The sequence below is a fragment of the Acidovorax sp. genome (genome assembly GCF_047607405.1).
Taxonomy (GTDB): Bacteria; Pseudomonadota; Gammaproteobacteria; order Burkholderiales; family Burkholderiaceae_C; genus Acidovorax.
In genome coordinates, this window is sequence record NZ_JASGDA010000024.1 from 1 (window position 1) to 12,105 (window position 12,105).

General features: G+C 68.8%; 14 protein-coding genes. 10 read left to right on the forward strand and 4 right to left on the reverse strand.

Annotated features, from left to right (window positions below; genetic code table 11):
- Nucleotides 1-669: DUF3108 domain-containing protein (locus QM569_RS03150; RefSeq protein ID WP_414985771.1), on the forward strand; the 669-nt coding region annotated here is incomplete at its 5' end.
- Between the two features lie 249 nt (nt 670-918).
- Nucleotides 919-1,221, forward strand: a complete 303-nt coding sequence (locus tag QM569_RS03155; protein ID WP_414985772.1) for a DUF3567 domain-containing protein — start codon at nt 919-921, stop codon at nt 1,219-1,221.
- Here QM569_RS03155 and QM569_RS03160 read toward each other — a convergent pair.
- On the reverse strand, nt 1,215-2,288 hold the full coding sequence (locus QM569_RS03160; RefSeq protein WP_414985773.1) for an AbrB family transcriptional regulator: 1,074 nt from the start codon (nt 2,286-2,288) through the stop codon (nt 1,215-1,217). The two genes, QM569_RS03155 and QM569_RS03160, sit on opposite strands and share 7 nt — an antisense overlap.
- A 201-nt stretch (nt 2,289-2,489) precedes the next feature.
- Here QM569_RS03160 and QM569_RS03165 point away from each other — a divergent pair, with 201 nt between their 5' ends.
- The 5 genes from QM569_RS03165 to QM569_RS03185 are packed head-to-tail and all read left to right on the forward strand — an operon-like array spanning nt 2,490 to nt 8,729.
- Nucleotides 2,490-3,647 carry a flagellar biosynthesis protein FlhB gene (locus QM569_RS03165; protein ID WP_414985774.1) on the forward strand — a complete coding sequence of 386 codons (1,158 nt, stop codon included), beginning with the start codon at nt 2,490-2,492 and terminating at the stop codon, nt 3,645-3,647.
- On the forward strand, nt 3,644-5,731 hold the full coding sequence (gene flhA / locus QM569_RS03170; RefSeq protein WP_414985775.1) for a flagellar biosynthesis protein FlhA: 2,088 nt from the start codon (nt 3,644-3,646) through the stop codon (nt 5,729-5,731). The genes QM569_RS03165 and flhA overlap by 4 nt, the downstream gene beginning before the upstream one ends.
- Nucleotides 5,728-7,215 (forward strand): flagellar biosynthesis protein FlhF, encoded by a 1,488-nt coding sequence (flhF, locus tag QM569_RS03175; protein ID WP_414985776.1) that lies wholly within the window; start codon nt 5,728-5,730, stop codon nt 7,213-7,215. The genes flhA and flhF overlap by 4 nt, the downstream gene beginning before the upstream one ends.
- The gene (locus tag QM569_RS03180) at nt 7,208-8,008 is read left to right on the forward strand and encodes a hypothetical protein (protein WP_414985777.1); all 801 of its coding nucleotides are present in this window, start codon (nt 7,208-7,210) and stop codon (nt 8,006-8,008) included. Before flhF ends, QM569_RS03180 begins: the two co-directional genes overlap by 8 nt.
- A gap of 4 nt (nt 8,009-8,012) precedes the next feature.
- Nucleotides 8,013-8,729, forward strand: coding sequence for an RNA polymerase sigma factor FliA (locus QM569_RS03185; RefSeq protein ID WP_414985778.1), 717 nt, complete (start codon nt 8,013-8,015; stop codon nt 8,727-8,729).
- 80 nt (nt 8,730-8,809) lie between these two features.
- On the opposite strand, the gene QM569_RS03190 is transcribed toward QM569_RS03185, so the two are convergent.
- The 3 genes from QM569_RS03190 to flgA all read right to left on the reverse strand — a co-directional run bounded on the left by QM569_RS03190 (nt 8,810) and on the right by flgA (nt 10,342).
- The gene (locus QM569_RS03190; RefSeq protein WP_414985779.1) at nt 8,810-9,166 is read right to left on the reverse strand and encodes a hypothetical protein; all 357 of its coding nucleotides are present in this window, start codon (nt 9,164-9,166) and stop codon (nt 8,810-8,812) included.
- Nucleotides 9,167-9,192: 26 nt separating this feature from the next.
- Entirely contained in the window at nt 9,193-9,513 is a 321-nt protein-coding gene (gene flgM / locus QM569_RS03195; RefSeq protein WP_414985780.1) for a flagellar biosynthesis anti-sigma factor FlgM, read from the reverse strand.
- Nucleotides 9,514-9,604: 91 nt separating this feature from the next.
- Entirely contained in the window at nt 9,605-10,342 is a 738-nt protein-coding gene (flgA, locus tag QM569_RS03200) for a flagellar basal body P-ring formation chaperone FlgA (RefSeq protein ID WP_414985781.1), read from the reverse strand.
- A gap of 204 nt (nt 10,343-10,546) precedes the next feature.
- Here flgA and flgB point away from each other — a divergent pair, with 204 nt between their 5' ends.
- The 3 genes from flgB to QM569_RS03215 are packed head-to-tail and all read left to right on the forward strand — an operon-like array spanning nt 10,547 to nt 12,068.
- Nucleotides 10,547-10,972: a flagellar basal body rod protein FlgB gene (gene flgB / locus QM569_RS03205; RefSeq protein WP_414985806.1), complete on the forward strand. Its 426-nt coding sequence runs from the start codon at nt 10,547-10,549 to the stop codon at nt 10,970-10,972.
- An 11-nt stretch (nt 10,973-10,983) separates the two neighbouring features.
- Entirely contained in the window at nt 10,984-11,388 is a 405-nt protein-coding gene (gene flgC, locus QM569_RS03210) for a flagellar basal body rod protein FlgC (protein WP_414985782.1), read from the forward strand.
- Between the two features lie 17 nt (nt 11,389-11,405).
- Entirely contained in the window at nt 11,406-12,068 is a 663-nt protein-coding gene (locus QM569_RS03215; protein WP_414985783.1) for a flagellar hook assembly protein FlgD, read from the forward strand.
- Nucleotides 12,069-12,105: the final 37 nt, after the last annotated feature.

Here is a 12,105-nt window from a genome sequence, read left to right on the forward strand (position 1 = left end):
AGCCAGCCGCCCGGCACCGCGCCGCCGCCCGTGCGCGTCCCGCCGCCCGCGCGGCTTGCGTTCGACGTGAGCGGCCAGGCCAGGAAGTTCAGCTACAACGCCCGCGCCGAGCTGGTCTGGCAGCACGACGGCAGCCGCTACGAGGCGCGGCAGGAGATCAGCGCCTTCCTCGTCGGCACGCGCGCGCAGCGCAGCAGCGGCGCCATCACCGCCCAGGGCCTGCAGCCGCAGCGCTTTGCCGACAAGTCGCGCAGCGAGCAGGCGGCGCACTTCGACCATGCCCAGGGCCGCGTCACCTTCAGCGCCAACACGCCCGACGCCGCCATCGGCCCCGGCGCGCAGGACCGCCTGAGCGTGTTCATCCAGCTCGGCGCCCTGCTGGCGGCCGACCCGGGCCGCTTCATCCCCGGCACCCACGTCACGCTGACCACCGTGAGCGCCCGCGCCGCCGACCGCTGGACCTTCACCGTCGAAGGCCCCGAGACGCTGGAGCTGCCCGGCGGCCCCACCCCCGCGCTCAAGCTGCAGCGCCTGCCGCGCAAGGACTACGACCAGAAGGCCGAACTGTGGCTGGCGCCCAGCCTGGGCTACCTGCCCGTGCGCATCCGCATCACGCAGGCCAACGGAGACTTCGCCGATCTGCTGCTGCGCAGCCACGGTTCGCCCTGAGCCTCAGGGCGACGCTGAATAAGTCGCTGCGATGGCGCGCGCCCTGGTTTGGGATGGGATGCAAGGCGCAAACCGCAGCCATAGCCGTAGCTATGGCGAGGATTTGCAACGCAGCAGACCGTTCCAAAGCAGGGATGCGCGACACGCGGGGACTTGTTCAGCGTTGCCTTGGCTTTTCATGGAATACTGGGGCCTTGAACTTCGGCGCACCCGCTGTCATCTACCGTCCATATCGACAAGGGGAACACCATGCACATGCTCTACGACTCCGAATCCTTCGTGGTGGTCCACATGCTGCCCGACGCCGTGCCGCAGCAGCAAAGCAGCCAGGCGCTGCACGACACCGCGCCCGCCGTTCCCCAGCTTGCGCGCCACGGCTTCGAGATCGTGGACAAGCGCTCGGGCAAAGAGGTGTACCTGGACGGCTCCTGGGCCGAGATGTTCCAGGAGCAGATCCTGGCCTGGCAGCGCGACACGCCCACGCAGGAAGAAGTCGAAGACGCGCTGGACCGCTACGCCGGGCTGGCGCAGAACCCCGTCGTCGTTCACTGACCTACGGGATAGATCCGCCGGTAGAGCGGATCGACCAGCATCAGCACCGCGATCAGGCGGCACACCTGGAAGGCCGTCACCACCGGCACGCCAAGCTGCAGCACCTTGGCGGTGATCGCCATCTCGGTGATGCCGCCCGGTGAAGTGCCCAAAAGCAGCGTCACCCACGGCAGCCCCGTCGCCCAGGCCAGCAACCCCGCGAACAGCGCGCACACCCCCATCAGCCCCAACGTGCCCACGGCCACCGAGGCCAGCCAGCGCGGCGCCGTGTGCAGAAAATCGGCCCGAAAGCGCACGCCCAGGCTCACCCCGATCACCAGTTGCGCCGCGTTCACCAGCCCCTGCGGCACGGCGGACAGCGACACGCCCGCCATGGTCAGCCCCATGGACACCAGCATGGCCCCCATGAACCACGGGTTGGCGCGCCCCAGCCGGTCCATCAGCAGCGCGCCCGCCCCGGTCAGCGCGGCCAGCAGCGCCAGGCCCGGCCCGTCCACCACGCGCGCCGTGGGCGGCAATATGTCCAGCCCGTGCAGGCCGCTCCACTGCAGGGCGAACGGAATCGTCACCGTCACGATCAGCAGCCGCAGGCTGTGGCTGGCCGCCACGAGGTCGGTGCGGGCGTTCTCGCGCTCGGCCAGCAGCGTCATCTCCGACGCCGCGCCGATGGCGCCCGAAAAGTAGCTCGTGGCCCGCAGCATCGGCGCGGGCACGCCGTGCATGCGCGGCGCATGCACCCGGTACAGCCACGCGCCGAACAGCCAGCCCAGCAGCAGCGCCCAGGCAATGCCCAGCACGATGGCCCACCACAGCCCGCCCACCAGCTCCATCACCTGCGGCGTGAAGTACAGACCCAGCGCCGCGCCGATCGTCCACTGCCCGGCGTTGCGCAGCGGCCCCCAGCTCTCGGTAGGCACTGCGGCCATGGACAGCAGCGAAGTGGCCAGCAGCGGCCCGATCATCCAGGGCAGCGGCGTGCGCAGCGCCACGCAGGCGGCGGCCGCCGCCCAGGCCAACGCCAAGGTCAAGGCGACACGGAAAGGGAACGGCAGGTGATAAGCACGCATATCACCTGCAAGTATCGCCCGGCTTGTCGCGGCATGTGAGTTTCAAGCCAAATTGGCCTCCAGCGCTTATCCAGTATGCACTGTTAGCTATTATTTTTGATATTCCAGTCCCCCTGAAAAGAAGGGGCGGCAGCCCCCTTATCGCGCTTTAGATTTCCGGCCCGCTCACGACAATGGCATGGCAACCGCCGTCATGCCACCATGGAATCCAGCCAAGAAAGAAGCCTTCCCGCGTCAGAACGCAAGCTGCAGAAAGCGCGCGGCGACGGCCAGGGTGTGCGCTCGCGCGACCTGTCGCACCTAGCTGTGCTGGGCGCGGGCGCGGTGGGGCTGCTGCTGCTCATGCCCCCGCTCATGGACCACCTGCAACGCGCCATGGCGCAGCAGTTCGCATTCGACGCTGCCGCCGTGATGGCGCCGGGCCAGATGCTCGAACGCATGCAGGCCATGCTGGGCATCGGCCTCATCGCCTGCCTGGTGTTCGCCCTGCTCACGGGCGTGGCCTCGGTGGTCAGCGCCATCGGCGCGGGCGGCTGGATTTTCAGCGCCAAGCCCATCACGCCGCAGTTCAACCGGCTCAACCCGCTGTCGGGCGCGGCCAACCTGTTTTCCAAGCAGCAGATGGCCAACGTGGCCAAGATGACGCTGATGACCGGCGTCCTGGCCTGGGTGGCGTGGCGCTACCTGGGCAACAGCATGGGCAGCGTGACCATGCTGGCGCTGCAGCCTTCGCCGCTGGCCATACGCCACGTGGCGGACTGGCTGACCTCGGGCATGGGCCTGCTGCTGCTCGTGGTGTTCCTGGCCGCGCTGATCGACGTGCCGGTGCAGGCGTACTTCTTCAAGGCGCGCCTGAAGATGTCGCACGAGGAAGTGAAGCAGGAGCACAAGGAGTCGGACGGCAACCCGCACACCAAGGGCCGCATCCGCCAGAAGCAGCGCGAGATCGCCAACCGCGCCAGCATCGCCGCCGTACCCAAGGCCGACTTCGTGGTCATGAACCCCACCCACTACGCCGTGGCGCTGCGCTACGACGAGAAGACCATGGGCGCGCCCCAGGTCGTCTCGCGCGGCACCGACCTGCTGGCCATGCGCATCCGCGACGTGGCGCGCGAGCACGGCGTGCCCGTGCTGCAGTCGCCCATGCTGGCCCGCGCGCTGTACGCCCATGCCGAGCTGGACCAGGCCATTCCGGCCCAGCTCTACGCCGCCGTGGCGCAGGTGCTGGCCTACGTGTATCGCCTCAAGGCCGCGCTGCGCGGCGAGGGGCGCATGCCCGACAGCCTGGTGGAGCCCTACGTGCCCCCTGAACTCGATCCGCTGAACCGCACGCCCGCCGTGCATGGTGGTGCCGCATGAAGAACAACGCTTCCGTCAAATCCCTGCAGCAGTGGGCGGGCAGCAATGCCGGGGCCCTGCAAGCCCTGTCGGCGCCGCTGCTCGTCGTGGCCATCCTGGCGCTGATGGTGCTGCCCATTCCGGCGCTGATGCTCGATGCGTTCTTCACGCTCAACATCGCCGTGGCGCTGATGGTGATGATGGTGGCGGCCTACATGGTGCGCCCGCTGGACTTCGCGGCCTTCCCCTCGGTGCTGCTGCTGACCACGCTGATGCGGCTGTCGCTGAACGTGGCCTCCACCCGCGTGGTGCTGCTCGAAGGCCACACCGGCCCGGGCGCGGCGGGCGCGGTGATCGAGGCGTTCGGCCACTTCCTGATCGGCGGCAACTTCGCCGTGGGCCTGATCGTGTTCGCCATCCTCGTGGTCATCAACTTCGTGGTGGTGACCAAGGGCGCCGAGCGCATCGCCGAGGTGTCGGCCCGCTTCACGCTGGACGCCATGCCGGGCAAGCAAATGGCGGTGGACGCCGACCTGAACGCGGGCCTCATCAACGAGGACGAGGCCAAGCGCCGCCGCGCCGAGGTGCAGGAGGAGGCCAACTTCTTCGGCTCCATGGACGGCGCGAGCAAGTTCGTGCGCGGCGACGCCGTCGCGGGCATCCTGATCCTGCTCATCAACATCATCGGCGGCTTCTCCATCGGCATGATCTCGCACGGCCTGACGGCCAGCCAGGCGGCCGACAGCTACATCCTGCTGGCCGTGGGCGACGCGCTGGTGGCGCAGATCCCGGGCCTGCTGATCTCGGTGGCTGCGGCCATGGTGATCTCGCGCGTGGGCAAGGAGTCCGACATGGGCCGCCAGATCGTGCAGCAGCTCTTCATGTCGCCGCGCGTGCTGGGCGTCACGGCGGGCATCCTGATCCTGCTGGGCCTGATCCCCGGCATGCCGCACCTGGTGTTCCTGAGCATGGGGGGCCTGCTGGGCTACGGCGCCTGGCTGCTGAACGAGCGCCAGAAGGTGCCGCCCCCGGTCGCCGCGCCGCCCGCGCCCGTGGGCGACGGCGAGGCCACCTGGGACGACCTGCAGCCCGTGGACCTGCTGGGCCTGGAGCTGGGCTACCGCCTCATCAGCCTGGTGGACAAGAGCCGCCAGGGCGACCTGCTCACGCGCATCAAGGGCGTGCGCCGCAAGTTCGCGCAGGAGGTGGGCTTCTTGCCGCCCGCCGTCCACGTGCGCGACAACCTCGAACTCAAGCCCAGCGCCTACCGCATCACGCTGCGCGGCGTGGTGGTGGGCGATGGCGAGGCGTTCCCGGGCATGTTCCTGGCCATCAACCCCGGCGGCATCACCACGCCGCTGATCGGCACGCCCACCACCGACCCGGCCTTCGGCCTGCCCGCGCACTGGATCGACGACCGCCAGAAGGAAGCGGCGCAAATGGCAGGCTTTACCGTGGTTGATTCGGAAACCGTGATGGCGACCCATTTGTCACACTTGATGCAAGTGCAGGCCGCCAAGCTGCTCAGCCGCACGGAAACGCAGCAACTGGTGGAGCACGTCGCCAAGCTGGCGCCCAAGCTCATCGAGGAAGTGGTCCCGAAAATGGTGTCGATCGCAACGTTCCAGAGAGTCCTGCAGCTGCTGCTGGAGGAGTCGGTACACATCCGCGACATCCGCACCATCATCGAGACGCTGGCCGAGCACGCGGGCAGCACTTCGGACCCGGTGGAACTGGCGCGGCGCGTGCGCATTGCGCTGTCGCCCGCCATCGTGCAGCAGATCTACGGCCCCACGCGCGAGCTGAACGTCATCGCCATCGAGCCCGGCCTGGAGCGCCTCTTGGTGCAGGCCCTGGGCAACACGGCAGGCCCCGCGCTCGACCCGGGCGTGGCCGACATCCTCACGCAGAAGGCGGCCGAAGTCGCCATGAAGCAGGAAGAAATGGGCATGCCCGCCTGCCTGCTGGTGCCCGACGCCATCCGCAACGCCATCTCCCGCCTGGTGCGCCGCGTGGCGCCGCGCCTGCAGGTGCTGGCGCACAGCGAAATCCCCGAGACCCACACCATCCGCATTGGGCCGATCCTTAAAGGTGCAGCATCATGAACATCAAACGCTTTCACGCCCCCACGTCGCGGGAAGCCCTGGCCAAGGCACGCATGGCCTTCGGTGACGGCACGCTGATCCTGTCCAACCGCCCCACGGCCCATGGCGTCGAAGTGGTGGCAACGGCCGAGGACACGCTCTCCACGCTGGATGGAACCGCCCACGGCAACTCGCCCCTGCCCGCGCCCTCGCAACCGGCCCGCACCGCCGAGCCGCGCGCCAGTCAAGCCACCGCGCTGCCCAGCCGCGGCAACTCGGTGGCAGAAGACACCGAACAGCTCGCCATGAGCACGCTGTCGTTCCAGGACTATGTGCGCGAGCGCATGCTGCGCCGCCGCCACGAAGCCCTGCACGGCAGCACCGGCGCCGAGCAGCCCGCTTTCGCCGAGCGCAGCCGCGACCCGGCACCGCCGGAGCGCGCCGAACCGCGCATGCCCGCCCCCGCCGTGGCGCGCCACAACCCGGTGCGCAGCATTGCGCTGGACACGCCCGAGCCGCCCCGCCGCCGCCCCGATGCCGCACCCGCCGCCCCGCAGCAAAGCCTGATGAACGAGCTGCATGCAATGAAGGAGCTGATCGAGGACCGCTTCAACACCCTGGCCTGGCTGGGTCAGGCACGGCAGAACCCGATCCAGTCCAACCTGATGCTCAAGATGATCCGCGCGGGGTACTCGCCGTCGCTCGCGCGCGCGGTGCTCGAACGCATGCCCGAGGACCTGTCCGCCGGTGAATCCGTGCGCTGGCTCATGGACGTGCTGGAGCGCAACCTCAAGACCGACCAGGCCGAACCGGCGCTGTACGAGCAGGGCGGCATCTTCGCCATGGTGGGCTCCACCGGCGTGGGCAAGACCACCACCACCGCCAAGCTGGCCGCGCTGTGCGCGCGCATCCACGGCCCGTCCAGCGTGGGCCTGATCACGCTGGACACTTACCGCGTGGGCGCGCACGAACAGTTGCGCACCTACGGCCGCATGCTGGGCATCGTGGCCCACCTGGCGCACGACCGCGCCGCGCTGCAGGACCTGCTGGGCCTGCTGTCGGGCAAGAAGATGGTGCTGATCGACACCACCGGCGTCGCCCCCCGCGACCCGCGCAAGCGCGACATGCTGGACGTGCTGGACCTGCCCGACGTACACCGCCTGCTGGTGCTCAACGCGGGCTGCCACGGCGACACGCTGGACGACGTGCTCACCGCGTTCAAGACCGATGGCTCACAGCAGGCCGTGCTCTCCAAGGTGGACGAGGCCGTGAAGCTCGGCCCCGCCATCGACGCGCTGGTGCGCCACCAGATGGTGCTGCGCGGCGTGACCAACGGTCAGCGCGTGCCCGAGGACTGGGAGCGCGCCGACGCGCACCAGCTCATCGGCGCGTCCATGCGCTCGCCCACCAGGTCGGCTTTCGACCCCAAGGCGAGCGACCTGAACTTCTTCTTCTCGCACGCGCCCGACAGCACCCTGGGCGAGCGGGGGCTGGTCGATGCTTGAACTGGGCTTCCACCAGGGCGCGGGCCTGCACAGCTTCATGCCGCAGGCAGAGCTGCGCGTGGTCGCCGTCGCCAGCCAGGACAGCGCGGGCAGCGGCCTCGAAGCGCTGTGGCAGGTCTGCGCCATCCTGCAGCGCCTGGGCTACCCCGTGGTGGTACTCGACGGCACGGCGCAAGAGACGGATGCCAGCCCCGGCCTCGCGCACCTGCTGCGGCAGGCGCCGTGGAACGAGGGCGCGCCCCTGGACGCGGGCGCTGCGGCCTCGTCGCTGGCCGTGATCCCGGCCGCGCGGGGGCTGCGGCTTGCCGCCGAGCGCGCACAGGCCCGCGCCGTGCCGCCGCTGCAGGGCCTGCTGCCGCACTTCCGGCGCTACGGCCTGATGGTGCTGCACGCCCCCGCATCCATGCTGGGGCCGCTGCTCACGCACACCGCCACCATCCCGATGGTGGTCATGGGCAGCGACGCGGCGGGCGTGCTCAATAGTTACAAGAGCCTCAAGCAGATCGCTCTGGACACCGGCCTGCCCTGCATGGTGGCGGGCCTGCTGCACGGCGACGGCGCCGCCGAGCGCCACAAGGTGCGCGGCGCGCTGCAAAGCCTGCAGGACTGCGCAGAGCGGCACGGCTGCGGCCCCGTGCGCACCACCACCATCGCCACGCACAACCCCCAGGAGCTGCAGCGCCTGGCCTTGCAACTGCTGGAGAATGCGGGCACCATCAGCGAGCCGCTGACGCCCCCGTCCCCCACACCCTCACTGACAGGAACGCCTGCGTATTTCGCCCGGAGCCACTGATCTGATGTACACCGCCAAAGGCCAGCTCGACCGTGACGCGCTGATCCGCCAGCACGTGCCGCTGGTCCGCAAGATCGCGCACCACATGATCGCCAAGCTGCCGCCGAACGTGGAACTGGACGACCTCATACAGGTCGGCATGATGGGCCTGGCGGACGCCCTCTCGCGCTACGAGGCTGCGCAGGGCGTGCAGTTCGAGACCTTCGCCACCCAGCGCATCCGCGGCGCCATGCTCGACGAACTGCGCGAGGGCGACTGGATGAGCCGCAGCTCGCGCAAGAGCCAGAAGGACATCGAGCAGGCCCTGCACCGCGTGGAGCAGCGCCTGGGCCGCAGCCCGCTCGAATCCGAGATCGCCGCCGAAATGGGCCTGCCCCTGGACGAATACCAGAGCCTGCTGGGCAAGGTGCGCGGCACCCAGCTCGTCTATCTGGAAGACATGACGCACGGCAACGAGGACGAGGACGGCTTTCTGGACCGCCACGTGGCCGACAGCGGCGCCGACCCCATCGAACTGCTGCGCGACCACCGCCTGCGCGCCGCGCTGGTCACCGCCATCAAGAGCCTGCCCGAGCGCGAGCAGCACGTCATGGGCATGTACTACGAGCACGACATGAACCTCAAGGAGATCGCCGCCGTGCTCGGCGTGACCGAATCGCGCGTGTGCCAGCTGCACAGCCAGTCCATCGCGCGGCTGCGCGCCAAGATGCGGCAGCATTGATTTCAAGCCAAATCAGGCTCTAGCGCTTATCCCACAAGCACAAGCAGCTCCTAAATAAGGAGCATAAGCCGCACGGATGATCAACCGGCCGCGCGGTAGATGCGCGCCGCAGCCCCGCCCGACGGGCGCGCTCCCGGACCATAGGTGGTTGCAGCGGCGGCGGGCACGATGGCGGCCAACTGCGCTTCGGCCACGGCGGAGACACGGGCCATCTGGTCGCGCAGAACCACCAGGCGGGCACGCTGCGCATCGAAGCGACGACGCACGGCGACCGACAGGGGCCTGGCGTGCGACTGCAGCGCGACCGAGCATTGCATCACGGCATCACGCAGCTGGGCGCTGGCTTGTTCCAGCAACGGAGCATCGCCCGACGCGAGCACGGCGACGACCCGGTCGAGTTCCTGGTCGAGGGTGTTCAGCGCGTGGTCGATCGGCATGGGTGGGAGTTATCAGGCGCCCTGCGCTATCCCCGCTGGCGGCTCAGCTGTTCCTGGGCATTGGACAGCAGCTTGTCGGCAATCGCCTCGGCATCCACCTCGAAGGTGCCGTTGTCGATGGATTCACGCACCGACTTGACCTTGTCGGCGTCGAAATCACCCTGCAGCCGGGCCGAGCCGGTCAGGGAACGCACGGTCGTGGACACGGTGACAGGCACACCGGCGACCGACGCGGCGGCTGCGGCGCTCTGGGCCTGCTCGCTTGCGGACGCGGGGGCCTTGGCCTGCTTGGCGGGCCCGGACGACGCGCCGAGACTCGGCAGTTCCGGTGTTTGACCTATCTTCATCGCTTTCTCCAAGACCCCAGGGACTGGGGCACAGTAGCAATGTTTTCGGCCCCTTTGGAGGGGACTTTAGCGATTTATGGGGTTGCAGTGGCTACAGCGCTACGTCTATTGCCCCATTTTCGTTAACAATTCCAGACACAATGCGCCCATTATCCATGCGCACGCGCACAATCTGCCCCGCCCCACCCGCTGACAGCGCCTGCCCTGCGGATGTGACGGCGAAGCCCGGGCCTTGCGCCACGACCCGCACCTGGGCTCCGGCGCGGAACAGGTCCGGCGTCTTGAGCATGGGCTGGCGCAACGCCTGCCCGGCCACCAGTGGGCGCGCGGCGATCTGCCCGACCCAGGATTCATTGGCAACGACCGGCGCGGCGTCGGCCGCCCAGTCCACTTCGGCCTGCGAGGCGTCGGCCTGCGTGAGCACGGCCCCGGATGCGACGTTGCCGTTGAGCACCCAGGCCGGGCCGAAGGCCCGGACGGTGACGGGCAGGAACACGTTCCATGCCACGGCTCCCTCCACGCACTTGAGGCCCAGCCGCGTGCGGCCCCAGAGCTTGGAACCGGCGGGCAGGTAGGGCTGCACGCGCGCGCAGGGCGCCAGCGTCAGGCGCGGGTCGAGGGTGCCCACGCTCACCTCCATGCGCAGCGGCAGTGCCTGGGCGTTCTGCGCCAGGGCATCGTCCAGCCAGCGCTGCGTGATCGCGCTCAGGTCGGCGGCCATCTGCGGCGACACCTGGGCCGCCGCGCTGCCCGCCCATGCAAGCACAAAGCAGCCCAGCAAGGCGTGCAAAGCGCGCAAGGGCAGCAGGGTCGGGATGAGGGATGGCATGGCGGACCTCCGGGATCGGCGGGCAATAGGGGCAGGCTGGATGACGTGTCTGACTATAGGCCGCCACGGCGCGCGCAAAGCACGGAACTGCACAGCAAAGCCCGCGTTCTTCGGGCTTTAGTTGCGCCGGTCGATCTCCACAATCGATGCACGCCATGCAACACCTTGCCCTGCATGGCCTGCAACCAACGGCGCGAGGCGACGATGCTCAACAAACTGACCGAAAAGCTGGACTTTCACGGCACCGCACTGCTGCTGCGGGCCGAGCGCCAGCGCGCGATCGCGAGCAACATCGCCAATGCCGACACACCCGGCTACGTGGCGCGGGACTTCAATTTCAGCAACGCGCTGCGCGAGGCCACGGGTGAGAGCGGGAGCGCAAGCACTGCACCCAAGCTGGCCGGGGGCGCCACCGACGCGCGCCACATTCCCCTGCCCGCCGCCCGCACCGGCGAAGGCTCGGGCACGCTGGGCTACGCCGTGCAGACGCAGCCCAGCCTGGACAACAACAGCGTGGACATGGACCGCGAACGCGCGAGCTTCGTGGACAACGCCGTGCGCTACGAGGCCACGCTGCGCTTCATCAACGGCAACGTGCGCACCATGCTCAGCGCCATCCAGGGCCAGTAAAGGAGCGCCTCATGTCGATGTTTTCCATCTTCAACGTGTCCGGCAGCGCCGTCAGCGCCCAATCGCAGCGCCTGAACGTCGTGGCCAGCAACCTGGCCAACGTCGATGCCGTGGCAGGGCCCGACGGCCAGGCGTACAAGGCGCGGCAGGTGGTCTTCCAGACCGCGCCCATGGGGGCGGACAGCTCGCAGGGTGTGCGCGTGTCCGCCGTCACCGAGGACCAGTCTCCCGGCAAGCGCGTGCATGACCCCAACCACCCGCTGGCCGACGCGCAGGGCTACGTGACGCACTCCAACGTCAACCCCGTCGAGGAGATGGTCAACATGATCTCGGCCTCGCGCTCGTACCAGAACAACGTCGAGGTCATGAACACGGCCAAGTCGCTGCTGCTCAAGACCCTGCAAATGGGCCAGTAACCCGGAAGGTCATCGCCATGCTCATCACCCCCATCGATACCAGCGCGCTGGACGCCGGTGCCACCAGCACCTCCAGCTCGACAACCACGTCCACCGACCCTGCCGACATGCAGGACCGGTTCCTGACGCTGCTCGTCGCGCAGCTCAACAACCAGGACCCGATGAACCCGCTGGACAACGCCGAGATGACCACGCAGATGGCGCAGATCAGCACCGTCACGGGCATCCAGCAGCTCAACCAGACCATGACCAGCCTGGCCGACCAGTTCAGCATGCTGCAAGTGATGCAGGGCGCCAGCATGGTGGGCCGCACGGTGCTGACGGAGGGCAACCAGCTGAGCGTCGCGGACGGCGTGGGCAGCGGCAGCTTCGAGCTTGCCAGCACCGCCAGCAACGTGACCGTGCAGGTGGTCACCGCAGGCGGCACCGTGGTGGACACGCTGGACCTGGGCACGCAGGCTGCCGGTCGCCACAGCTTCGCGTGGGACGCCAGCAGCTACGCGGGCGACACCAGCACGCTGCTCTTTCAGGTCACCGCCACCAACGGCACCAGCACGGTGACCGCCACGCCGCTCACGCAATCGACCGTGCTGACCGCAGGCTCCACCGACGGCAGCATCACCCTGGAGCTGGACAACGGCAGCACGGTCAGCTACAGCCAGATTCGCGCGGTGCTCTGACGCCAGCACGCTTCATCGTCCATCACCCCACCAGGAG

What these genes read in the sequence shown, in the direction of transcription:
- flgC (WP_414985782.1), top strand. Translation starts at nt 10,984, where the DNA reads ATGTCGATGTTTTCCATCTTCAACGTGTCCGGCAGCGCCGTCAGCGCC.
- QM569_RS03165 (WP_414985774.1), top strand. Translation starts at nt 2,490, where the DNA reads ATGGAATCCAGCCAAGAAAGAAGCCTTCCCGCGTCAGAACGCAAGCTG.
- flgM (WP_414985780.1), bottom strand. Translation starts at nt 9,513, where the DNA reads ATGAAGATAGGTCAAACACCGGAACTGCCGAGTCTCGGCGCGTCGTCC.
- QM569_RS03155 (WP_414985772.1), top strand. Translation starts at nt 919, where the DNA reads ATGCACATGCTCTACGACTCCGAATCCTTCGTGGTGGTCCACATGCTG.
- flgB (WP_414985806.1), top strand. Translation starts at nt 10,547, where the DNA reads ATGCTCAACAAACTGACCGAAAAGCTGGACTTTCACGGCACCGCACTG.
- flhA (WP_414985775.1), top strand. Translation starts at nt 3,644, where the DNA reads ATGAAGAACAACGCTTCCGTCAAATCCCTGCAGCAGTGGGCGGGCAGC.
- QM569_RS03185 (WP_414985778.1), top strand. Translation starts at nt 8,013, where the DNA reads ATGTACACCGCCAAAGGCCAGCTCGACCGTGACGCGCTGATCCGCCAG.
- QM569_RS03180 (WP_414985777.1), top strand. Translation starts at nt 7,208, where the DNA reads ATGCTTGAACTGGGCTTCCACCAGGGCGCGGGCCTGCACAGCTTCATG.
- flgA (WP_414985781.1), bottom strand. Translation starts at nt 10,342, where the DNA reads ATGCCATCCCTCATCCCGACCCTGCTGCCCTTGCGCGCTTTGCACGCC.
- flhF (WP_414985776.1), top strand. Translation starts at nt 5,728, where the DNA reads ATGAACATCAAACGCTTTCACGCCCCCACGTCGCGGGAAGCCCTGGCC.
- QM569_RS03190 (WP_414985779.1), bottom strand. Translation starts at nt 9,166, where the DNA reads ATGCCGATCGACCACGCGCTGAACACCCTCGACCAGGAACTCGACCGG.
- QM569_RS03215 (WP_414985783.1), top strand. Translation starts at nt 11,406, where the DNA reads ATGCTCATCACCCCCATCGATACCAGCGCGCTGGACGCCGGTGCCACC.
- QM569_RS03160 (WP_414985773.1), bottom strand. Translation starts at nt 2,288, where the DNA reads ATGCGTGCTTATCACCTGCCGTTCCCTTTCCGTGTCGCCTTGACCTTG.